Source organism: Mucilaginibacter sp. P19, assembly GCF_050632265.1.
Taxonomy (GTDB): domain Bacteria; phylum Bacteroidota; class Bacteroidia; order Sphingobacteriales; family Sphingobacteriaceae; genus Mucilaginibacter; species Mucilaginibacter gossypii.
The window spans coordinates 733361-758121 of sequence record NZ_CP192586.1 but is presented as its reverse complement, the minus strand read 5'-3'; the positions used below and the strand labels follow the sequence as shown (position 1 = coordinate 758121).

Here is a 24761-nt window from a genome sequence, read left to right as displayed (position 1 = left end):
ATTGATATCAATGAATAAGTTTTTTACCTTATTAGCCTTTATCCTATTATTCAACACGGCTTCGCAGGCCCAGGGCAACAGCATTGCATCCTTTAAAGCCTACGGCCATGACGATGACGTGGTATACGGCATGAGCGGCGCTATTTCATTTTATTTCAAGGTCACCCCTTTGATTGAAATGAATGGCAGTAAACTGGTTTTATTTTTTGAACCGTCGCAGGCATTGATAAAATCGCATTCGTATATCAACCTGGTTATTAATAACAAACCGGCATACAGCAGCCACCTGGGCCCCGATTCTATCCAGAAAATCATCATTAACCTGAGCCGTGCCGATCTGAGCCCCGATAAGTTCCTCAAGATCCAGATCAAAACACTGCTCACCATTACCGATGATCAGTGTAAAGACCTGGATAACCCGGCGATGTGGTTAAAAATCAAAAACTACTCATACCTATCGCTGGTTAAAAGCAATAAAAACTTTTTTGATAACGTAAATATCAGCAACTGCTTCGACTCTAAAAAAGCTATCGTTTACCCGTCAAACCCAAGCCTGCATGACCTTAAGGCCGTAGCATGGGCCTATTCAAGGTTAAAAAAGACCCAAACACGTGAAATTGCCGTTTACGAAGAAAGCAAACTGCCCGATAGCGTTCGTAACTACATCAGGGTAGGCGCCATTGATAAATTACCTGCCGATGCGCGCGCATTGGTAAAAGTTACCCCGCAAAATACGCAGGGTTTATTCTACCTGCATAAATCAGTAAGTCTGCTTACTGATACCATTGTGCACATGGTTGATGTAAAAGGCCGGTTGGTGCCGGTTAAAACCGTAACGCAGGAGCAGGCCCCTAAAGAGGTACTGTTTGTTACCGGCGGCGATGATACAGGTTATGAAAAGGCTATCACCGCCCTGGGCAACATGAACATCCTGAACTCAACCTATGGCGATTACCTGCTGATCAACAAGGCCGAAAACACCTTCTTTAAAACTATCGACGAAAACCGTTCAAAGCTATCCTTAAAGCAAATTGGCGGCGTGAGCGACTTCCTGTCGGGCATTGGCTCGTTGAAGAGCGCTTACAGCTTTAAAAACAGTGATTTCAGCTTCACCCCTAAAGAAGTGGAGATCCGGTTTGTTGCCAATTACAGCGGCCTTGCCCCCGGCGACCGTGGTTTCTTCAATATATACCTTAACGGTTTGCTCATCAGCAGCGAAAAACTGGATGCATCGGGCAAGCTGAACAGCTCTATCACCATTAACCGTTATCAGCATCATAAATACAACACGCTGGAGGCCGAATTCAGGTTTTACCCAACCAACGGCAACTGTAAAAACAGCTTCACCAACTTTTTTGCCGAAGTTGACGTTGACAAATCATACCTCGAATCAAAAAACCCCTTCATCACCAGCGACCTGAGCTTTTACCAGTATCCCGAGGCCTTTAACAACGGCACCACCAAAATTGTAGTAAGCGAGGAATACGCCAAATATGCCGCCGGTGCTATGGGCGAGATCATTTACGAGCTTAACAATAACATCAACGCCAATAACTTCCCCGAGTTTGTTTACTCGAAAGATTTGAAGCCAACTGATCTGAAGCAATACAATATCATAGCCCTGCTATCGAAAGATGATAAAGTACTTAAGGAGTTTCGCGATGCCCCTATCCAGTTCGACAGGAACTTCAGGCTGTACAACACCGATAATAATAGCCCGGTTTACTCGCTGTCGGATACGGTATCAAACGGCCTGGCGCAAATATTTTACGGCGTAAGCAACAATGCTACCCTGGTGCTTACCGCTACCGGCACGCATGTTTCCGAAGCTTTCCTGGCAGTATCCAAATCCATTACCGAGCAGCTTTCAACCCTGTCAAGCAATGTTTGTATCTCGGATGTTAACTCCAACAAATACCTGTTCAACATCAACAAATCCAGCGAAAACCTGGAGTACATCGATACCAAGAGCGGCCTTACCCGTTTCTGGGACAGCTATAACCTGTACATTTTGCTGGGCATCCTGATCCTGATCCTGCTTTCGTTCCTGTATGTGCGGTCAAAAGTTCAAAAATCGCAGGATCTGTTTAACGATTAATGCCTCACCCTGCCCTCTCCAAAGGAGAGGGTGTTAAGAAAAATGACGCTAAGGCGTCATCATAAATACAGTAACAAACCGCCTGCCCTCTCCAAAGGAGAAGGCTTAAAAAAAGAGCTCCCTCTCCTTTGGAGAGGGCGGGGGTGAGGTTATAAAACACCTAATATGGATACATTGAGTATTTCTGTTCCTGAAATTTTGGTTGCCCACGGATTTATTTCGCCGGCCGACCAGGAAAAGATCCATGCTTTTTCGGAAAGATCGGGTATGTCATACCTCAAAATAGCCCTTAACTTCGGCTATGTTTCCCGCAAAAACTATGAACGCGCCCTGGGCAACGCAGGCTACCACTTTGCCGAAATCCGCCAGGAAGCCTTCGACCAAAAGATCCTCGACCAGGTTGACCTTAAATTTGCCAACGACCAGCTGGGCCTCCCCCTCCGCATCGAAAACAATAAGGTGGTTACCGTTATGGCCGACCCCGGCAATGAACTTTTCCTTGATTTTGTAAGGTTTACCTATGACATGGAACCCGAAATCATCGTAGCATCCGATTTGGAGATCACCTGGCTAAGCCACAAGCTTACCGGGCAAAAATATGTGAAGGCATCTGTTTTTGAGCTCCTTAAGCGCGACCCTAAAAGCTCGGCTTCAACAACCTTCACCACATCACAGCTGGTTTTCATTTTTGCCTTGTGGGGCATTACCGCCATCGGCCTGTTCCTCAACTTTAAAAACGTATCCATCTCCATTAACTTAATCATCAGTTCGTTTTTCCTGATAGCTATCATCTTCAAACTGTTTTTGGCGCTGGTAGGCTCCCGGTTCGAGCTGCACCAGGCCGTCACCAAAAATGACCTGCGCACTATCGTAAACGAGGAGCTGCCTGTATACACCATCCTGCTGCCCGTTTACAAAGAAGATAAGCTGATCAAAAAACTCATCTGGAACCTGCAAAGCCTCGACTATCCGCGCCAGCAGCTGGATATCAAACTGCTTATTGAAGAAGATGATGATAAAACATTAAACGCCGTAAAAAACCTCGATTTCCCCGCTGTTTTTGAAGTTATTGTGGTGCCTTTCCACATGCCTAAAACCAAGCCCAAGGCCTGCAACTACGGCCTGCACTTTTCGAGGGGTCAGTACCTCACCATTTATGATGCCGAGGATATCCCCGATACCGATCAGCTTAAAAAAGTGGTAGCCCTGTTTAACAAGCTGCCCGAAAATTATATCTGCATCCAAAGCGCCTTAAACTACTTTAACCGTAATGAGAACTTCCTCACCCGGATGTTCACCCTCGAGTATTCGTACTGGTTTGATTATATGCTGCCCGGTTTGGATACGCTGGATATCCCCATCCCGCTGGGCGGCACCAGCAATCACTTTAAAATGGACACGCTGATTGAGCTTGGCGCCTGGGACCCGTTTAATGTAACCGAAGATGCCGACCTTGGCGTACGCGCCTATGCCAAAGGCTATAAGGTGGCCATAGTAAACTCCACCACGTATGAAGAAGCCAATAACAATTTCTGGAACTGGATCCGCCAGCGCTCGCGCTGGATCAAGGAGTACATGCAAACCTACCTGGTGCACATGCGCAACCCGCCGGCCCTCATCCGTAAAATAGGCTTTCGCGGTTTCCTGGGTTTTAACTTTTTCATCGGCGCCACATCAGCCACCTTTTTAATTTACCCGGTGCTGCTCATCATCTTTATCTGTTACCTCATATTTGATTTTTCTACTATCCGTAACCTATTTCCTGACTGGGTGCTGTTCATGTCGATATTTAACCTCATGGTGGGTAATATCCTCATGATCTATATCAACATGATGGCCGTATTTAAACGCCGCTATTTCGAGCTCATTTTGTTTGCCATGGCCAACCCGGTTTACTGGCTCATGCACTCGGTAGCAGCCTATATGGGCCTGTACCAGCTTATCACCAATCCGTTTTACTGGGAAAAAACCAACCACGGTTTAAGTAAAGTTAATAACCCCACAAACGTTATTAAATGAAAATTGCCAAAAGTACATACCTGTTTATATTTACCCTGGTGCTGGCAGCCTGGTACCTCGTTATCGGCGTATACCTTAACCACTTAGGCTATTATAACCAGGAAAGCCTTTTTTATATCGAAAAAACAAAGATCGTGTTTGAGGGGCTGGGCAACCGCCTTAAGGTAATGGGCTTAACCGCCCCGCTGCTGCCCTTTTACTCCACCTTTATATTTTCAACAATAAACGGTTACCTCGCCCCGGTCATCGCATCGGCACTGGGTACGGCAGGCTTCTTCTATCTTATTTCGCGCTCATTTGTTATCAGGGTGAAGGACGATTTTTACCTCATCATGGTAGCCCTGCTATTTTTGCTGCATCCCGGTATCATTTACATGGCCTGCTCGGGCAAAGCCATTTACCTGGTAGTGATCTTCGTGTACCTGTTTTTCCTTAACCTGCTTAAGTTTTACCGCTCAAACACCACTTTCCACGTATCCATAGCCAGCATGTGTTTGGTGATGCTCATTTTTTGCGATTACCGCTTCATCTGGCTTACCCTGTTCTTTATCCCGCTGGTGCTTTCCATAACGCTGGCCAGCCTTAACCTTGGCGAAAAGGAATCCATTTTCAGGCTGTTCATGAGCTTTAACAGTCCGTCGTTAAGGCGTAAGCTTATTAATAAAACCTTTGCCATTTATGTCATCCTGTTCATCCTGCCCGTGGTATCACTGGTTTGCTATAAGCTGCTTAACCAAACCCACGCCAGCGACTATAATTACTTTATGGAAAGCCCCCTGGCCACCTGGAACGTACTGGTTGATAAGCTGAATTACGACACCGCCGCCACTGCCGTAAACTACCAGCTGCCCGAGCTCAGCATCCTGGTATCATTAAGGGTTATTTATTTTTGCCCGCTGATACTGTTTGGCCTGTACCTGCTGCGCGAAAGCACTTATCATGTGCTCACCGTGCTCACCCTGTTTGCCTTTGTGGAGTTTTTGCACATTAAGTACGATAAGCTTTTCCTCACCTACCAGTACTACCTTATATTTTTATTTGTGGCGCTGCTGTGTATCATATTTAAGGTACATACCATCAAAAATAAACTGGCCGTTAAACTGGGCCTGGCCTTGGTAATTGTACTGCAGCTGTATACCGGTTACACCTTTTTAACCAACTCGCTCATTACCGACGAGCGCCGCTTCATCACCACCCTTAGCCGGCTGGAACCTAATACCGATCAAAACGAAAGCAAAGAAATAGCAGCCTATATCAATAGCCTGCCCGATGGTACGCACATCCTCATGGACGATGCCGTATCATACCCCATTGTGGCCTTTACCAATAACATCAAAAAACTAACCCTGCCCTACCAGCTCAACTCGTTCCTGTCGGCCATTGAAACCCCTTACAAATACGACGACTATATCCTGATAGCCACCCCCAAAAACCCCTTCACCGGCTACACCCAGCTCAGCGACCGGTACATCCCCGAAATCCGCCGCCTCAACAGCGGTGTAAACTACAAACGCGCCTACGAAACCGACGGCTGGATTTTGTACAAGGTTGTGACGTTGCAATAATCAGTGGGCAGTTTTGGGTTGGTTTTTTAGTTGCAGTGGCAGCAGCAGTTGCAGTGATAGTGGCCTGTCACCCTGAGCTTGTCAAAGGGTCGCGCGCAGAGGCCTAACCCACCATGCTGCGAGAACCTCAGCATGACACCCGTTTTAACGTTGTCAACCTGAGTGCAAAGGCCCGTCACCCTGAGCTTGTCGAAGGGTCGCGCGCAGAGGCCCTTCGACGAGCTACCCATGACAAGATAAAAAATGTGTTTTTTCGCAGCAGATCAGCTTCGGGTGAAAACGAGCAGAACGATGCTGGGCGGTGCGGCTGCAGGGGCATAGCAAGTTTTTGCAGAAGCGGAGGCATTGCGTGCGAATCGGGGCAAAATAATTGCAGCCCGTGGTTATGTTCGTTTTGCAGAGTGAAGGCCCCGCCGATGGCTATGGGGCCAGGTTGTGCGCAAAGAAGCCTCTCTGCTGCAAGCCTTTTTGGTTACTTTTGTGTCAAGACAAACGGCGGAGCCTTCTTGAGCACTTTAAAAAATGAACAATAGGGAAAAACGTAACTGGCCCCGCGCGGCCACGAGCGCGACGATGTAAGTCAAATACTAATGAAGCCTGTTTCCAACCTGTCGGGGATTGCTTTATTCCTTACAGCAATGACGTGACGCAGATGTCATTTTACCTTCTGAAGCCCCGGATTTAAACACTCAGCATAACAGCCGTTGCTCAATGCCTTAAATCCGAAATCGAAAATCCCAATTCCGAAATCAAATAATGGCGTTGCCTGCGGCCCGGGCTTTACGCTGCAAATCCTCGCCTTGGCCCCTGCGCGAAGGCCTGCGCAAGGCTGTGGGTTTTCCGCTGCAATCCCTAACGTGGGCGGGGCTCAAAGCCCGAAAAGAGACGATGAAAAATGGTTTGTCCGTCCGTTTTGGGGAAGGGGTAGGTGTGGACTGATTGCGGACAAAATCCTGAGCTTCATCTATCACTTAACCCTGCTTAAGAGCCATAAAATCACAGCTTTAAAGGCAGTTTTTTGCTTTCACTAACGCAAGACTGTACCTTGTAGTTAGTTTGCTAAGTATTGGATTTGCTTCGGGCAGCAGGGCATACAGATATTCTTGAGTATTAATTACCAGTATATTTTAAATTATTTTTTCATTTAAATCATATTAATTATTGACAACTCCATTTATTTTTTTACTTTCATTTAACCTAATCTAAATGAAAGAATTAAACCTAAATGACACCCGTATCGCACGGCCATTTTTACGTTGGGCGGGCGGTAAAACATGGCTTATTAAACATCTAATTAACCTCAAACATATTTCGTTCAGGAATTATCATGAAGCCTTTTTAGGTGGCGGAGCTACGTATTTTTATTTAGCTCCTAAAGGTCATTCATATCTGTCAGATCTAAATGGCAACCTGATTGAAACCTATCGTTCTGTTAAGGAAAATGTTGAGGATATCATAAAAGAGATGGCTTTCTTTAAAAATGAGGAAGATTTCTATTATCAAATTCGAGAAACCAAATTTGATAATTCAATACAAAGAGCCGCTCAATTTATCTATTTAAATCAAACCTCCTTTAACGGAATATATCGTGTCAATTTAAAAGGAAAATATAACGTTCCTTACGGCTTTAGGCAAAAGGACTTTCTTGACATAGACGCTTTGCGAAGTGCGAGTAAAGCATTAGAGCATTGTACGTTATTTCAAAGTGATTTCAATGAAATCCTTGGCAATATAGATGCTAACGACTTGGTTTTTTTAGATCCTCCTTATACTGTTTCTCACAATAACAACGGCTTCATTAAATATAATGAGAAGATATTTTCTCTTAATGATCAGATACGTTTAAGCGAAATGATCGAAAAGGTAAAGGAAAAGGGTGCGTATTACATCTTAACAAACGCTGCTCATAAAACCATCGATGAAATTTTTGAAAAAGGTGACACTAAATTAATCCTCAACCGATCAAACGGTATAGGAGGGTTAAAAGCAAAAAGAGGACAGATAAGCGAATTCGTTTTTACAAACATAGCATTATGACTGAAGAGTTACGAGCAAAATTTTTTGAAAACCTGATAACAGGTGATGAGATTTCACAATTACTACGATTAAAAAAGCTTGATTCGTATAAAGAAAGCTTTAACAATGGTGCAGCCATCATAGAGGATAAGCTGCAAGAAGGATGGGAGGTAGATGTAGTCTTAAAGTCAAAAACTAAGCTATCAAAGCCTAAACCCAATGATATTCTTTTTAAAGATAGGGTATGGTCATTATTTGCACGATTAGGATTCAAATTCCTAAATAAAGAAAGCTTTGATTTATCTTGTGATAAAAAAGATCTATCAGCAGTACACAACATAGATATTTTGGCTAAAGATGACGAGAACAGTGCTCATAATTGACTGTCGATCGTCGATCAAAAACATCGTAAGCAGTTTTGATGAACATCTTGAACAAATTAAATACAAGAAAGCCGGATTAATAGCTACTATTCTTGCTCTATTCCCTGGTGCTAAGCCAAAATTCAAATATATCTTAGCTACACGGAATATAGGTATTTCACAGGAAGATGAAGCTGCTTTAAATAAAATTGATGGAATTCACTTTTCCGAGGAAGTCATTGATTACTACGATTCTTTACAATCTCAACTTGGTTTAGCCGCCCGTTATCAGTTATTAGGTTCATTGTTTGCCAGTCAAGATATTCCGGATTTAGAAAACAGAATCCCTGCTATAGAGGGGAAAATGGGTGGGCACACCTATTACTCATTTTCTATAGAACCGGAAAAACTACTAAAGATAGGCTACGTGTTACACCGTAACAAGGCACATGAAAATATGATGCCGACCTATCAACGGCTTATTAAAAAAGCAAGATTAAAAGAAATTCATAAATTTATAGAAGAAGAGGCTGGATATTTTCCCAACTCGGTAATTATTAATATCGTATCAACTAAAGGTTCTTTGGTGTTCGAACGCGCCTCTAACCAAGTTCCAGATTCAATTTCAAGAATAGGAATACTTCACCTTCCTAAAAAGTATAGATCAGCGTACATCATTGATGGTCAACATCGGTTATATGGATATGCTAATTCCAAATATCGAAATACTAATACTATACCTGTAGTTGCATTAGTGAATTTGGACAGGTCTGATCAGGTCAAACTGTTCATGCAGATCAATGAGAATCAAAAGCCTGTCTCTAAAGACCTACGTAATACTTTAGACGCGGATTTATTGTGGGATTCCGAAAGCTACATTGATCAAATAAAGGCTCTGAAGGCGCGCATAGCTATAAAATTAGGAGAAGATCGACGCTCTCCTCTTTATGATAAAATTTCAATTGGTGAAGATAAAAAGTCAATATCTACCCAACAGATAGGTATTGCATTATCCAAAAGTGACTTCTTAGGTAAAGTTAAGGCTAAAGAGATCGAAAAAGTGGGAACATTTTATACAGGTAATCTAAATAAGGCTTTTCAAAACATCTCCGATTTTTTGATCAAAAGTTTTGGTTATCTTAAAGATGAGCTCAGCGATTTGTGGGATCAAGAAGGAAATATTATTGTAATAAATAAAGGCATCTATGGAATAGTGATGATTTTAAATGACTGCGTGAATCATTTGATTAAACATGAAATGATCGATCAAAGTTCGTCGGTGAAAGACATCTTTGACAGAAATCAAACCATATCTTGACTCTGTTATTAAGTTTTATAGAGAGGTAAATGAAGCACAAATTAATGAGTTAAAATCTGCGTATGGCATGCCTGGCGATGCCAAATATTGGCGGACATTACAATTAGCAGTAAGAACAGACTACCCCGAGATATTTTTTATAGGCCTCGATGACTATTTGAAAAAAGAAGAAAAAGAGAACAATGAAACAGCGTTTCTATACATAAGAGAAATAGAAAATGAGTATCTAAAGGTTGTGGTCAGGCAAAAATTAGAAGACGAGATTTGGTAAAGCTTGGTTCAAAAAAGGAGTTCCAGAGAAAATATATTCAGACGCAATTGCATTAGCGGCGAAGAAAAACAGGGAAATTGATAATGAAGACGAAGAAAAAGAACCCTGGGATCAGTTACATTTAATAGACTACAGGGAAATTATTTTAAAAAATTGGCAAAAGTTATTTGAAAGCACTTTCACCAAACCGGGAGAAGAAAAAATAAGTGGGGGAAAAGAGGCAAAAACAAAATGGATAGTTGAATTGAACAGAATAAGAAATGAAAACTCTCACACCTATTATGTTACGAGCGAGGAGCTATCATTCATTGAGAAAATTCATGATTGGTTGGTAAAAAGATAAGACCATATCGCAGTTTTATACAACCAACGTACTATAAATGTTTTAAATATTAAATAGTCCTATTAATGAAAAGGCACTCAGAACCAATATTATTTACACTAATCAACTTAGTAGGTAATTTACTTCCTATTATCTTCAGCTTAATTTTCTATGGTGCTAATCCCCATAAATGGCCCGGTTGGCAAATTTTCTATAACCAAGGTCAATTCTACTTGTATGTAGCTGCCTTTCTAACATCTGCAGCTTATATATTTTACACTTTCAAAGTAATAAATACTGATTGGAATTCTATATTGCTAATTGTCACTTGCCTCTTAATATTAGGTGCATCTGTACTATATGTATTAAAAATAGTGGGGTTTAATAATGAGGACGACTTTCTATTCAAAACATCAGTTAGCTTGTTTGTCGTCACAATCTTTCTGTATTATTATGCAAACTTTCAAAATTCAATGAAAGTAGATGTTGTCGCGGCTCAACGAGCTGGTATCAATAACATAATGAATGGGCTATGAAAGAAATAGAGCTATCAGAGCAAACAATTGAATTCAAATGTATTAAATGTACTCAACCCTTAGGTACATTTTACATCGGGGTTATGGGACATAGCGATTTAGTGAAGATTTCTTATGCGGATATTAGACGTTTAGAGGCTGGAAATGAAATGAGGGATATTGAAATTTATTCTGGCATTCAACGTGAACTTTCCCCTAATAGAGCAAAAGAAATTGGGAAGTATGTAAATATGGTTGACGCCACTTTCCCAACCGCTGTAATCCTGCATATTAATCAAGAAAATGCATTTTACGACGAAAACACTTCAACAATAAAAGTTCCATTTAGAGATAATGTTGCCAAAGTTTTGGATGGGCAACACAGGATAGCTGGTCTCGAATATTTCACAAAGGATGATAACGCATTTCAGATTAATGTGACAATATTTATTGAGATGGAATTAGAAGATCAAGCGATTGTATTTGCGACGATTAACAAAACTCAAACCAAAGTTAATAAATCATTAGTGGCTGATCTGTTTGCGTTTGCCGAAAAAAGGAGTCCACAAAAAACGGCTCACAATATTGTTAGAGCGTTAAATGAAAAGGTTGGAAGCCCTTTTTATGAAAAAATTAAAATATTAGGTACGGCTAACGACAAAGAAAAAGAAACAATTACCCAAGCAACCTTTTCAGAATCATTAATGCGATATCTTTCTAAAGATATAATGACTGATAGGGATATATTTAAAAGAGGAAAGACCCCAGAAAAATATCAAGGTCCTGATTTACTGGCTCGCCCTCTAAGAAATCTTTTTATCGAAGAAAAAGAAATCCTAATAGCAAAGATAATATGGAATTATTTTGAAGCGATAAGGTTGAAATGGCCTGTTGCTTGGCAAATCGTCGCTCCTGAAATGATTTTAAATAAGTCAACTGGCTTTTTAGCATTAATGAAATTCTTCAGAGACGCGTATGTGTCATTTAACAAGATTGGAGAAGAAGTAACACTAAATGAATTCAGAGAGGTTTTCGAAAGTATAGGTTTAAAAGACGTTGATTTTAATAGAACAAATTATTTACCGGGAACAGCAGGGCAAGCTAAATTATATTCCGAATTAATCAGCAAAAGTAGATTAATTCAGACTTGAAACATTGAATTCAACAAGAATATTATACCTCCATCGTCTCGAGTGTCCCCCTAACTGGCCCGGGTATTTAGCACTTTTCAATAGGTCACGAGTACGCAGCCCACCAGCCCCACCCCGCATACTCACGCCGGGTATGTGGTGACTCCTCGCGCATTTGTAAGAACCTTACAGCCGGCTATTTAGCATCCGATTCACACTTCCCACACTCATACCTTCGCTGGCGCACGCGTGTCGAGTGTGCTTCGCATACTAAGTCAGAATCATCACACAACCGATAAGATACACGCGGCACGCGTGCGCCAGCCGAAAGTTATTTACACAGCGCCGATTTACAACTGGTTATTCAGCATCCTATTCACACTGCCCACACTCAGGCCAAGCCGCTCCGCCACCTGCCGCTGGCTTAAACCTTCATCGCTTAATTTATTAGCCTCGCGGTGCATCCGTTCGCGTTCCTGCCGGGAGGCGTCGCGCAGGTGGTTTTTCTCGCAGTCATTCCCTGTAAAAACAAACTTTAAAAAACCGTGATGCCGTTCCAGTTGGGCAAGGCATATATTGTCGGCACCATAAGTTTCGGCGGTGCTGCGCTGCTTAATTTGCTTTAAATAGCGCTGGCCGGGCATGGAGTGGCTTTCGCCCATGGCAAAGGCGCTGTCGCAAAAATTGATGAGCATTTTACTGCCCTGCAAATCATTGCGGCTCAGCGGCAGCCGCGGGTTACGCTTAGGCGTATGGGCCAATACCAGGATACTTACCCCATGGCGGGTTTTAAGCTTTTTCAGTTCCTTCATTAGCAACAGGGCAGCCCCGGCGCTTTCGGTTCCGTTGCGCAGGCAGGTAATATTATCAATAATGAGCACCCGGGCATCGGTACGCTTAATGCCCCGCGTTAAAGCTTCAATCACATACCTGTCCAGCTTTTGATAATGCGAGCTTGCACGGTTAAACTGGTTGTATTCGCCGCGGTAAAACTCGGTGGCAAACTGGTAACGGTCTTGGCCGTCGGTATAGCGTTGTTCAAACTGCTTGCCGGTAAGTTCAAAATCAATATACAATACCGGCGAGGCTTCGGCCCCAAGCGTAAAGGGAGCAATGGGTTCGCCCCGGGTAATACTGTCGGCCAGCTGCACAGCCAGCAGGCTTTTGCCCATATTGGTATCGGCAAACAGGATGCACAACTCGCCTTCCAGCCAGAAGTTGCCAAACAGCATTTGGGGCGTTTCGTGTTCAGTTTCCATAGCCATCCACTCATTGGCCGGGTAAATATCAAACAGCTCAACCACCGCATCCGGGTCGGAGATCATAACCTCCCCCTTTCGCCCAAGCTTAGCCGCCGCTTCCCGCACCTCATTCTGAATCATTTGAATAACCAGGGGTTTTTCTGCAGTATGGTCCATAATTTGTCGCGCCCCCTGTCCGGCAGCTCAAAAGCCCGAAACATCCATCGTTATTTGCCGCCACCCTGCCGGCAATCATGAAAGGCACTCAAATTTACCCACTAAAAAGCCCCCCAATGGTGACAGCATTTTGTCAGTGTTCAATTTTTAAAAACCGGGTGTTCAACGTTCAAAAACCAATTTACATAACCATCTGATTATCAAATACAATTTGTTCAAATCGCGATTTTGAACAAATTTACAAATTTACAACACGCTGATTATCAGTCGTTCACTTTTACAACAAAACACCAGGTGTTTACACTTTAAAAAATTGAACAGTACAATACAAGTAAGCGCCAATGCTCCGAAACCATCATTCCCCACACAACCAGACACCCCAACAAACAAAAAGGCCCGCCAAACCCTGGCAGACCTTTTAAATTCTTCTACAAAACCAATCCCTTATTCCCTGCTCTTCTTCTTAGCAGGTTCAACATATTTTTCGCCGAGGGCTTCGAGGGCGGCGATGAGTTTTTTGCGTTCTACGGCGTTATCGGGCACGGTAGCCAGCTTCTCGCGGCGGGCTTCCTCCACCTTGCGGATCTTCTCGTCAAAAGCCCTGTTGATTTTATCAAGCTCGGGCGTGGTATCCAGTTTTGCTATTTCTACTTTAATTTGGGCTGCTAATTTTTCAAATTCCATGGGGCTATTTTTGGAAGCGCAAACATAAAAAAATCATCGTAAGTTATTATTACCACAATAAAAAGTATGTGTGTTAACTTGTATTTTTTGTTGCCGCTGAAGCGCGCTATGGAGAGTATGATAGGTTTATCAAAAGGGCTACCAACGCAAAAAAGCCTTAGTTATTAGCTAAGGCTTTTGCGTTTATTACACTATTGAAAGTGATAAAGGGTGGCACCGACCTACTCTCCCACGTTTTACCGCAGTACCATCGGCTCTGGCGGGCTTGACTTCTCTGTTCGGAATGGGAAGAGGTAGACACCGCCGATATAGGCACCTGAATTTCTTTTTGTTGAGGTGAAAGCTGAAAGGTAAAAGGTCAAAGGTTTTCTTACCTTTTGCCTCTATCCTTTGGCCTTTCGCCTGAACAATGACATATTATTGAAAGAAGTGATTGATTTAAGAGAAAACAACAGCATTTGTTGTTTTTGTTTTCGCGGGGTACAATCTTTTGGATTGTACCCTCACTGTTTCTATCTGAAGAAAGCTTCGGGCAATTAGTATTACTCGGCTATGATGTCACCACCTTTATACCTGTAACCTATCAACGTAGTAGTCTCCTACGACCCTCAATGGAAGTCTCATCTTGTGGCTAGTTTCGCACTTAGATGCTTTCAGCGCTTATCTATTCCCAACGTAGCTACTCTGCAGTACACCTGGCGGCATAACAGATTCACCAGAGGTTAGTCCAACCCGGTCCTCTCGTACTAAGGTCAGCCCCACTCAAACTTCCTACGCCCACAACAGATAGGGACCGAACTGTCTCGCGACGTTCTGAACCCAGCTCGCGTGCCACTTTAATGAGCGAACAGCTCAACCCTTGGGACCTTCTCCAGCCCCAGGATGTGACGAGCCGACATCGAGGTGCCAAACCTCCCCGTCGATATGAGCTCTTGGGGGAGATCAGCCTGTTATCCCCAGCGTACCTTTTATCCTTTGAGCGATGGCCCTTCCATGCAGAACCACCGGATCACTATATCCGTCTTTCGACCCAGCTCGACTTGTCTGTCTCACTGTCAAGCAAGCTTATGCTATTGCACTCCACGTACGGTTACCAAGCGTACTGAGCTTACCTTTGAAAGCCTCCGTTACCTTTTTGGAGGCGACCACCCCAGTCAAACTACCCGCCAAACAATGTTCTCCTCGTTGAAGAGTTAGACACCAAATACAGAAAGGGTGGTATTTCAACGTTGACTAACCGACTCCTAGCGAAGCCGGATCACAGTCTCCCACCTATCCTACACATCCTGTATCCGATATCAATGTTAAGCTATAGTGAAGGTGCATGGGGTCTTTCCGTCCCGTTGCGGGTAACCGGCGTCTTCACCGATACCACAATTTCACCGAGCTCATGGCTGAGACAGCGCCCAGATCGTTACACCATTCGTGCAGGTCGGAACTTACCCGACAAGGAATTTCGCTACCTTAGGACCGTTATAGTTACGGCCGCCGTTTACTGGGGCTTCGATTCAATGCTTCGCCTTGCGACTAACATCCCCTCTTAACCTTCCAGCACCGGGCAGGTGTCAGGCCATATACGTCATCTTGCGATTTTGCATAGCCATGTGTTTTTGTTAAACAGTCGCCTGGGCCTTTTCACTGCGGCTGACATTGCTGCCAGCGCCCCTTCTCCCGAAGTTACAGGGCCATTTTGCCGAGTTCCTTAGCCATGATTCACTCGAGCACCTTAGGATTCTCTCCTCGACTACCTGTGTCGGTTTACGGTACGGGTTTTTATTACCTGAAGCTTAGCGGGTTTTCTTGGAAGTCTGATTACCTGAACTATCACCTTGTCCGAAGATTCGGTGTACTATCAGCTTTCAGCATAATCTGCGTACTTAACTACAGTTTATTTACCTACAGCCTTTAACGAACTATTCCGTCAGTTCGCGTCAGTGTCACTACTCCGTCACCGCATCGCAGTAATAAAAAGTACTGGAATATTAACCAGTTGTCCATCGGCTACGCCTGTCGGCTTCACCTTAGGCCCCGACTAACCCTGATCCGATTAGCGTTGATCAGGAAACCTTAGTCTTTCGGTGGGCGGGTTTCTCTCCCGCCTTATCGTTACTTATGCCTACATTTGCTTTTCTATTCCCTCCACAGTCAGTTACCTTCCTGCTTCGCCGGATAATAGAATGCTCCCCTACCAGTCATATTAATATGAATCCATAGCTTCGGTATACTGCTTGATGCCCGTTTATTATCCATGCCCGATCGCTCGACTAGTGAGCTGTTACGCACTCTTTAAATGAATGGCTGCTTCCAAGCCAACATCCTAGCTGTCTGTGCAATCGGACCTCGTTAGTTCAACTTAGCAATAATTTAGGGACCTTAGCTGATGGTCTGGGTTCTTTCCCTCTCGGCCATGGACCTTAGCACCCATAGCCTCACTCCAGCGTATATTATAAAGCATTCGGAGTTTATCTGGATTTGGTAGGATTTGACTCCCCCGCACCCAATTAGTAGCTCTACCTCTTTATAACTCAACCGCCAGGCTGTTCCTAAAAACATTTCGGGGAGTACGAGCTATTTCCCAGTTTGATTAGCCTTTCACCCCTACCCACAAGTCATCCGGAAACTTTTCAACGTTTATCGGTTCGGTCCTCCAGTACCTGTTACGGCACCTTCAACCTGCCCATGGGTAGATCACAAGGTTTCGCGTCTACCTCCCCTGACTATACGCCCTTTTCAGACTCGCTTTCGCTTCGGATCCGTGTCTTAAACACTTAACCTTGCCAGGGAAGAGTAACTCGTAGGCTCATTATGCAAAAGGCACGCCGTCACCCGTTGCCAGGCTCCGACCGCTTGTAAGTACACGGTTTCAGGTTCTATTTCACTCCCCTGTTCGGGGTTCTTTTCACCTTTCCCTCACGGTACTGGTTCACTATCGGTCTCTCAGGAGTATTTAGCCTTACCGGATGGTGCCGGCAAATTCCCACAAGGCGTCTCCGACCTCGCGGTACTCAGGATACCACTATCCTATTATCTATTACCCGTACGCAGCTCTCATGCTCTATGGCCGGGTTTCCCACCCCGTTCCGGTTCTATTTAATATTCATGTTGTGGTCCTACAACCCCTGCTATGCCGTAACATAACAGGTTTGGGCTTCTTCCATTTCGCTCGCCACTACTCTGGAAATCACTATTGTTTTCTCTTCCTCTGCTTACTTAGATGTTTCAGTTCGGCAGGTTAGCGCATTTATGCAGTTATTCTTCAAATAACTAGGTTTCCCCATTCGGAAATCTGCGGATTAATTCATATTTGCTAATCCCCGCAGCTTATCGCAGCTTATCACGTCCTTCTTCGCCTCTGAGAGCCAAGGCATCCCCCGTGTACCCTTTCTTACTTTCTTCTACTCTTGCGCCTTTTGCGCCGCAAGGTATGTCTTTATTTTAGATCAGTCATTAAGTCATTATTTCATTGAGTCATTGCATTGCTGCTTTGTCTCTTTGTAGTATTGAACCTAACAACGTCTCTATCTGTTGTTTTCTCTTGTTTTCAATTACTTCTTCCAATATGTCAAAGAACGTTAGTTTTCATCTGTAGCGTAACCTATATTATAGTTACTGTAGAATACTTGGTGGAGAATAACGGATTCGAACCGTTGACCCCCTGCGTGCAAGGCAGGTGCTCTAGCCAGCTGAGCTAATCCCCCGTTAGATGAGGTGAAAACTGAAAGGTTAAAGCTGAAAGGTTTTCTTACCTTTTGCCTTTATCCTTTTCCCTTTCTTCCTTTTTTGTAGTCCCGAGCAGATTTGAACTGCTGACCCCTACATTATCAGTGTAGTGCTCTAACCAAGCTGAGCTACAGGACTATTTGTTTTTAGTTGCAGTTATCAGTTGCAGTTTGCAGGACTTTTCTGCCTACTGCTGCTGCCACTGCTTACTGCCACTTGTCCTGTACTTACTTGCGTTTGCACATTCCACAGATGGCTTCATCTTCTGGGTTTCCTTTTGTCTTTTTGTTTGTGTTTTAAGAAATATCATGTAGGTAACAGTTCCGAATTACTCAGAGATCCTGCTCCAGAAAGGAGGTATTCCAGCCACACCTTCCGGTACGGCTACCTTGTTACGACTTAGCCCCAGTTACCGACTTTACCCTAGGACGCTCCTTGCGGTTACGCACTTCAGGCACTTCCAGCTTCCATGGCTTGACGGGCGGTGTGTACAAGGCCCGGGAACGTATTCACCGCGTCATTGCTGATACGCGATTACTAGCGAATCCAACTTCACGGGGTCGAGTTGCAGACCCCGATCCGAACTGTGAATGGCTTTAAGAGATTGGCATCCTGTTGCCAGGTAGCTGCCCTCTGTACCATCCATTGTAGCACGTGTGTAGCCCCGGACGTAAGGGCCATGATGACTTGACGTCGTCCCCTCCTTCCTCTCTATTTGCATAGGCAGTCTGTTTAGAGTCCCCACCTTAAATGCTGGCAACTAAACATAGGGGTTGCGCTCGTTGCGGGACTTAACCCAACACCTCACGGCACGAGCTGACGACAGCCATGCAGCACCTAGTTTCGTGTTCCGAAGAACTGTGACGTCTCTGTCACATTCACTAACTTTCAAGCCCGGGTAAGGTTCCTCGCGTATCATCGAATTAAACCACATGCTCCTCCGCTTGTGCGGGCCCCCGTCAATTCCTTTGAGTTTCACCCTTGCGGGCGTACTCCCCAGGTGGAACACTTAACGCTTTCGCTTAGACGCTGACCGTATATCGCCAACATCGAGTGTTCATCGTTTAGGGCGTGGACTACCAGGGTATCTAATCCTGTTTGATCCCCACGCTTTCGTGCCTCAGCGTCAATCATACTTTAGTAAGCTGCCTTCGCAATTGGTGTTCTGTGACATATCTATGCATTTCACCGCTACTTGTCACATTCCGCCTACCTCAAGTACATTCAAGCTCTTCAGTATCAAGGGCACTGCGATAGTTGAGCTACCGTCTTTCACCCCTGACTTAAAAAGCCGCCTACGCACCCTTTAAACCCAATAAATCCGGATAACGCTTGGATCCTCCGTATTACCGCGGCTGCTGGCACGGAGTTAGCCGATCCTTATTCTCAAGGTACATTCAACTCGATACACGTATCGAGGTTTATTCCCCTGCAAAAGCAGTTTACAACCCGTAGGGCCGTCTTCCTGCACGCGGCATGGCTGGTTCAGACTTCCGTCCATTGACCAATATTCCTTACTGCTGCCTCCCGTAGGAGTCTGGTCCGTGTCTCAGTACCAGTGTGGGGGGTCATCCTCTCAGATCCCCTAAACATCGTCGCCTTGGTATGCCGTTACCACACCAACTAGCTAATGTTGCGCATGCCCATCTTGATCCTATAAATATTTGATTATAATACGATGCCATATCATAATGTTATGCGGTCTTAATCTCTCTTTCGAGAGGCTATCCCCCTGATCAAGGTAGGTTACATACGTGTTACGCACCCGTGCGCCACTCTCAAGGAAAGCAAGCTCTCCTATCCCGTCCGACTTGCATGTATTAGGCCTGCCGCTAGCGTTCATCCTGAGCCAGGATCAAACTCTCCATTGTAAAATGTTTTGTTTAACCACTGACCCTATTATTAATTAATAGAATCTGTATTATTATATCTTTATACAGCCTCTCTTCTTTTTGTAACTCTTCAATCTTCCTCAGCCTTAGCCTTGGTTAATCTCCCGTTACGCTACATGATTTCCATTTCTTAAAAGAACTTGCTCGCTTCATCATCCGAATCAGCTATTATGTCGTCGCAATTTTCATCGCTTAACTTGTCAGTTTGTTTCCCCGAAAATCGCTTTCGGCTCTTTTGTTTTACTCATTAACTATTGTTAACTTTCTTCCTTCTCTTATTGACTGAACTCGCTCAGCCTCAACTTCTTTCGCTCTTTCAAGCTCCCTTCCGTTTGGGTCTGCAAAGGTAGAAAACCTTTTCTTATTTCCAAAACTTTTTTATTTTTTATTTTTCAAAGTTTCAGACCCGCTTCGCTCTCTCCTTTTCCTCTTTTGCGGGCTGCAAAGGTGTGGATTTTTTTTCATTCCCACAAAAAGATTTTAATCTTTTTTTCCTTTACTTTTCTATCCTTTTAATGTACTAACCCGGCTAACTCACTTCCTCGTTTGCGGGCTGCAAAGGTAGCCACTTTTACGCCTTCTCCAAATTATTCTTTACTATTTTTCTTAATGTTCCCTTAACTAACTATACATCAACGAGAAAAAGTTTATACTCTCGTTTAAAAACTTTACTACGCTCTTTATTTCTACTCCCAGCCGCTTCCAAACTATCGTTTACCATTTGTTTATACTATATATAATAAGCCACTCCGAGCCAAAAACAACTCTAATACGTATACCCTATCTTTCTATTATTACATAGTGCAACGCTTTTATACTAATAATACACGCTCAAACTATGGATACACTGACATTGGAGCTCCATTACTATATATACATTATTAGTTTGGGTTAGAGGGGAAGTAAATATTAACGAAAGCGCGTTACTAATGTAGTATCCACGTTATGGATTGAAGCGGATACCGGCCAATGAGCGTAATGCCCGCAGGTGTATGAGCCCGGCCAAAGGCAACGCCCAAATCTTATTTAATAGTAAAGCTGAAATCAAGCAACATTCACTACCACCAGCATGATGCTTAACCAAACTGCAGTTGTATGCCGCCGGCGCACCAAAATATTTTTTCCGCTGCAACCCTTTTGCACCTCTGGTGCAGCCGGCCGATTCTTTAATTTATATACTTTTATTTTCTGTTATTTACTAAATCTGGCCATATCATCATCCAATGTCATTATCAAATTACTTAGAGAGATTTATAAGTAAAACCTTTTGTTCTGTATATGGCCCGCTGTCGCCATTTAACATTATTGAAACACGAAGCACTCGCAATCAATCTCACTGAATACATCATTAACATCGCCCACACCGTATGGCTTTCCACTTTAATGAACTTTCAAAAAACCGACCTTCATCATATAAGAAACAACCATTTTAATCCTATTAGTTTAGCAAGCATACCACATCAAAACCCGCAATAGTTAAAAGATGTTAAATACGCTTTATATATAGGCATTGAGCCAAAGCGTCGTTATATATTAGCAGCTAAATAAAAATTGATTGATTTATATTATTAACTATCTTTGCAGAATGTTTAAAAAGCAACTAACGTTATTAGCCAGTGTTTTAGCTATCGTAATTATTACGTTTGGCAGTTGTAAAAGCAAATACGAAAAGTTAAAAGCCAGTAACGATTACGCTAAAAAATACCAGGAAGCTATTAAGTATTATAATAAAAAGGATTACAACAAAGCTTTAGGTTTATTTGAGGTACTGGTGGAGCGATACCGTGGCCGTGAAGGTGCAGAAGATCTTTTTTATTACTACGCATTTACGTATTACAAACAAAAAGACTATACATCGGCAAGATATCATTTTAAAACATTCGCCGATACTTATCCTTCAAGCCCAAGAGCTGAGGAATGCCGCTTTTTCTCTGCTTATTGCTACTACCTTGATTCGCCGATATATTCGCTTGACCAGGATAATACGTTAAAAGCTATCGACGCTTTGCAGTTGTTTATTAACCTTTATCCAAAAAGCGACCGTGTGGCCGAGGCCAGCAAGCTGATACAAAATCTGCGCGATAAATTAGAAACCAAAGCTTACGCCAACGCCAAACTTTATTTAACCATCAGCGATTATCAATCGGCAGTGATTGCGTTCAACAATGCACTGCGCGACTATCCTGATACCAAATACGGCGAGGAAATGGAATACCTTATTGTTAAAGCGCAATATCAGTATGCTTACCATAGCTTTGAAACCAAACAGGAAGATCGTTTTAACCAGGCTATAGCTTATGCCGATCAATTTGCCGAAAAATATCCGAACAGCAAATACCTGCATGAAACTCAGGCATATGTAAAAGACAGCCAGCAGGGCATAAAACAGGCGCAGCGTTTAATTGCCGAAGCAATGAGCAATGAAAAAACCGCAAAGAAACTTTTAAAGAAAGATACCGTAACAACAACATCGCCATCTGAAAAAAATCAGCCGCAAAAAATACCATATTAATTAAGATATATTAAAGAGTTTAAATTAAGATATGACAGCTAACAACAGTAATAAACCAGCAGCAGCCAGCAGCACTGTAACCCGCGATTTACGCGAGCTGGATACCAAAACAGAGAACATCTATGAGTCGCTTGTGATTATGTCAAAAAGGGCAAACCAGATCTCGAACAACATTAAAGAAGAGCTTCACCAGAAACTTTCTGAATTTGCATCATCAAATGATAACCTGGAAGAAGTATTTGAAAACCGTGAGCAAATTGAAATTTCAAAATACTACGAAAAATTACCTAAACCGTCATTAGTTGCCGTTCAGGAATTTTTAGATGGTAAAGTATACTACCGTAACCCAACTAAAGAAGTTTAGTCTCCCGGCTCCTAAAAAAGCAGCTTCGGAAATTTATTTATATCGTGAAAAACTCCCCTATCGGGAGTTTTTTCTATTTTAGCCTATATTTATCCTTTCGCCTATTGGCGGATCTGAGCTTATGCTTAAAGACAAAAACATTATTTTAGGAGTTTGCGGCAGTATTGCAGCCTACAAATCGGCACTGTTGGTTAGGCTGCTGGTTAAAGCCGGCGCTAACGTTAAAGTAGTGATGACTGCCGATGCCACTAACTTTATTACACCGCTTACACTATCAACGCTTTCAAAAAACCCGGCGCTGGTTGATTATTTTAAGGTCGATACCGGCGAATGGAACAACCATGTTGAACTTGGGCTTTGGGCCGATATGATGGTTATTGCCCCCGCCACGGCCAACACCCTTGCTAAAATGGCTAACGGCCTTTGCGATAACCTGCTTAGCGCGGTATATCTTTCGGCCAAGTGCCCTGTTTATTTTGCTCCGGCTATGGACCTGGATATGTGGCTGCACCCGGCTACCCGCCAAAACGTAAGCAGGCTGCAATCATTTGATAACATCATGATTCCGCCCGGTAACGGCGAACTTGCCAGCGGTTTGCATGGTGAAGGCCGGATGGCCGAACCTGAAGAAATTGTTGCTTTCCTGGAAGCTGAATCAAAAAAACTCCGTTTAGCCGGTCATAAAATACTGGTAACCGCCGGGCCAACTTATGAAGCTATAGACCCTGTACGGTTTATCGGCAACCATTCGTCGGGCAAAATGGGTTTTGCTATCGCGGATGAACTGGCTTTGATGGGGGCCGATGTTACTTTAGTGACCGGGCCTACTGCACAGATCAGCAAGCAGCAAAATATAAAACGGGTTAATGTTATTTCGGCGGCACAAATGTTAGAGGCGTGCTTAACCGCTTATGGCGATGCGAAGGCTTGCATTATGAGCGCTGCCGTTGCCGATTATACCCCGGCTGATGTAGCAACTCAAAAGATCAAGAAAAAAGACGACGATCTCAGTATCGAACTGAAGAAAACCACTGATATATTAAAAACGCTCGGCGAGGCCAAACGGGAAGGACAAATTTTGGTTGGTTTTGCTTTAGAGACCAACGACGAGGAAATGAACGCGATAACCAAGCTGCAAAAGAAAAACCTTGACTTTATTGTACTAAATTCGCTTAATGACGCGGGTGCCGGTTTTGCAGGCGATACCAATAAGATAACCATTATTGATCGTGAGCTTAAGAAAACTACCTTCGAGCTGAAAAGCAAGGAAGCAGTAGCCCGCGATATTTGCAATAAAGTTGCCCAACTGATAAACGGATGAAAAGACTGCTGCTTTATACTTTGCTGATGTTTCTTTGCTGCCGAACTGTAGCCCAGGACCTGAATGCACGTATACAAGTGTTATCGCCCAAGATACAGGTTGCGAATAAGCGCGTTTTTCAAACGTTGGAAACTGCCATGAAGGATTTCCTGAACGGCCGCAAATGGAGTGCTGATCCAATTTTGCCGCAGGAGAGAATAGATTGCAATTTTGTGCTGAACATTACCAACTGGGATGGCAGCAGTAATTTTACCGGCGAACTGCAGGTACAATCATCCCGGCCGGTTTATGGCACATCATACACCTCCACCCTATTAAATCTTAATGATAAAGATATTAGCTTTAGTTATACCGAGGGCCAGACTATTGATTATACCGATCAAAATTTTCAGGGAAATTTAAGTTCGATCATGGCTTTTTATGCCAACATTATTATCGGTCTTGATTATGACACGTTTTCAAAATTTGGCGGCACGCCATATTTTTTAGCTGCACAGACCATCGTAACCAATGCGCAAACATCATCATATGGTGGCTGGAAAGCGTTTGATGGTAATGTAAACCGTTACTGGTTATCCGAAAACCTGAATAATAAACTATATAATCCGCTGCGCAGCTTTTTGTATGATTATCACCGCAACGGCCTCGATCTGATGGCCGATAATGTGAGCAAAGGCCGCAAAGCTATTGATGCCCTGCTACCTTTACTACAGCAAATAGACCGGCAACGTGTGGGCGCGATGCTTCCGCTTATATTTTACACAGCAAAAAGTGATGAACTGGTTTCCATTTACAGCAAAGCCGATAACCAGGAACGGTTAACCGCCATGAACCTGTTTTTAAAGCTCGATCCTGCGAATGGGAATAAATATCAAACGTTGCAGAAATAATCCTTACTGTTAGTTTGAAAACAAATAAAGAAGTTGAGGAACGGCAAAGTAATCCCTACTTACAAGAGCAGGCTTTTTAGTTTGGCTTATTGATAATTACAATTTGTAAGTTAAAGATTATTTCCATTTCGATCAGCTTTATAATATGGGCGTTGCCTGCGGCCCGGACTGTACGTTACAAGTCCTCGCGTTCCCCATTGCAAAGTCATTCGCACGCTGCGGGCTTTACACTTCCATCCCTAACGCGGCCCCGCACAGGCCCGCAATTACCAACCAAACTGTAAGCAGGACAAGCGTTGTCCATACCCTCCGACAAAAAAATCAACAAAATGGATAGCCCATTT

General features: G+C 43.5%; 14 protein-coding genes, 2 tRNA genes and 3 rRNA genes. 12 read left to right on the top strand and 7 right to left on the bottom strand.

Translation table 11 applies throughout. The features are described 5' to 3' along the window. The first annotated feature begins 10 nt into the window (after positions 1-10). From ACQ86K_RS03730 to ACQ86K_RS03695, 8 genes are all read left to right on the top strand, one after another. Positions 11-2098: a cellulose biosynthesis cyclic di-GMP-binding regulatory protein BcsB gene (locus tag ACQ86K_RS03730; RefSeq protein WP_091172027.1), complete on the top strand. Its 2088-nt coding sequence runs from the start codon at positions 11-13 to the stop codon at positions 2096-2098. A 165-nt stretch (positions 2099-2263) separates the two neighbouring features. Continuing rightward, positions 2264-4117, top strand: a complete 1854-nt coding sequence (locus ACQ86K_RS03725; protein WP_431199824.1) for a glycosyltransferase — start codon at positions 2264-2266, stop codon at positions 4115-4117. Beyond that, positions 4114-5682, top strand: coding sequence for a hypothetical protein (locus ACQ86K_RS03720; RefSeq protein ID WP_431199823.1), 1569 nt, complete (start codon positions 4114-4116; stop codon positions 5680-5682). The genes ACQ86K_RS03725 and ACQ86K_RS03720 overlap by 4 nt, the downstream gene beginning before the upstream one ends. Before the next feature lie 1206 nt (positions 5683-6888). Then, entirely contained in the window at positions 6889-7719 is an 831-nt protein-coding gene (locus ACQ86K_RS03715; protein WP_431199822.1) for a DNA adenine methylase, read from the top strand. Further along, entirely contained in the window at positions 7716-8081 is a 366-nt protein-coding gene (locus ACQ86K_RS03710) for a hypothetical protein (RefSeq protein WP_431199821.1), read from the top strand. The genes ACQ86K_RS03715 and ACQ86K_RS03710 overlap by 4 nt, the downstream gene beginning before the upstream one ends. Next, entirely contained in the window at positions 8056-9378 is a 1323-nt protein-coding gene (locus ACQ86K_RS03705; RefSeq protein ID WP_431199820.1) for a DGQHR domain-containing protein, read from the top strand. The genes ACQ86K_RS03710 and ACQ86K_RS03705 overlap by 26 nt, the downstream gene beginning before the upstream one ends. Beyond that, complete coding sequence (locus tag ACQ86K_RS03700) at positions 9353-9649, top strand: hypothetical protein (protein ID WP_431199819.1); 297 nt, start codon at positions 9353-9355, stop codon at positions 9647-9649. The genes ACQ86K_RS03705 and ACQ86K_RS03700 overlap by 26 nt, the downstream gene beginning before the upstream one ends. Positions 9650-10503: 854 nt before the next feature. Then, on the top strand, positions 10504-11637 hold the full coding sequence (locus ACQ86K_RS03695) for a DGQHR domain-containing protein (RefSeq protein WP_431199818.1): 1134 nt from the start codon (positions 10504-10506) through the stop codon (positions 11635-11637). 329 nt (positions 11638-11966) lie between these two features. On the opposite strand, the gene ACQ86K_RS03690 is transcribed toward ACQ86K_RS03695, so the two are convergent. From ACQ86K_RS03690 to ACQ86K_RS03660, 7 genes are all read right to left on the bottom strand, one after another. After that, entirely contained in the window at positions 11967-13034 is a 1068-nt protein-coding gene (locus ACQ86K_RS03690) for an AAA family ATPase (RefSeq protein WP_431199817.1), read from the bottom strand. Between the two features lie 444 nt (positions 13035-13478). Then, positions 13479-13718: a hypothetical protein gene (locus ACQ86K_RS03685; protein WP_431199816.1), complete on the bottom strand. Its 240-nt coding sequence runs from the start codon at positions 13716-13718 to the stop codon at positions 13479-13481. A gap of 208 nt (positions 13719-13926) precedes the next feature. Then, positions 13927-14038 (bottom strand): 5S ribosomal RNA (gene rrf / locus ACQ86K_RS03680). Positions 14039-14234: 196 nt separating this feature from the next. Continuing rightward, positions 14235-17114: ribosomal RNA gene (locus ACQ86K_RS03675) — 23S ribosomal RNA — on the bottom strand. A 225-nt stretch (positions 17115-17339) separates the two neighbouring features. Then, a tRNA-Ala gene (locus ACQ86K_RS03670) sits at positions 17340-17416 on the bottom strand. Positions 17417-17501: 85 nt separating this feature from the next. Then, positions 17502-17576, bottom strand: a tRNA-Ile gene (locus tag ACQ86K_RS03665). Between the two features lie 212 nt (positions 17577-17788). Beyond that, positions 17789-19309: ribosomal RNA gene (locus ACQ86K_RS03660) — 16S ribosomal RNA — on the bottom strand. Together the 16S, 23S and 5S rRNA genes with 2 tRNA genes alongside form the textbook arrangement of a ribosomal RNA operon. A 1606-nt stretch (positions 19310-20915) precedes the next feature. Here ACQ86K_RS03660 and ACQ86K_RS03655 point away from each other — a divergent pair. The 4 genes from ACQ86K_RS03655 to ACQ86K_RS03640 all read left to right on the top strand — a co-directional run bounded on the left by ACQ86K_RS03655 (position 20916) and on the right by ACQ86K_RS03640 (position 24417). Next, positions 20916-21842: an outer membrane protein assembly factor BamD gene (locus ACQ86K_RS03655; RefSeq protein WP_091173668.1), complete on the top strand. Its 927-nt coding sequence runs from the start codon at positions 20916-20918 to the stop codon at positions 21840-21842. Positions 21843-21873: 31 nt separating this feature from the next. Further along, a complete protein-coding gene (locus ACQ86K_RS03650; RefSeq protein WP_090529735.1) occupies positions 21874-22206 on the top strand; it encodes a DNA-directed RNA polymerase subunit omega in 333 nt (110 codons plus the stop codon). A 121-nt stretch (positions 22207-22327) separates the two neighbouring features. Continuing rightward, positions 22328-23527, top strand: a complete 1200-nt coding sequence (coaBC, locus tag ACQ86K_RS03645; RefSeq protein WP_431199815.1) for a bifunctional phosphopantothenoylcysteine decarboxylase/phosphopantothenate--cysteine ligase CoaBC — start codon at positions 22328-22330, stop codon at positions 23525-23527. Further along, the gene (locus tag ACQ86K_RS03640; RefSeq protein ID WP_091173673.1) at positions 23524-24417 is read left to right on the top strand and encodes a DUF4835 family protein; all 894 of its coding nucleotides are present in this window, start codon (positions 23524-23526) and stop codon (positions 24415-24417) included. Before coaBC ends, ACQ86K_RS03640 begins: the two co-directional genes overlap by 4 nt. The last annotated feature ends 344 nt before the right edge of the window (positions 24418-24761 follow it).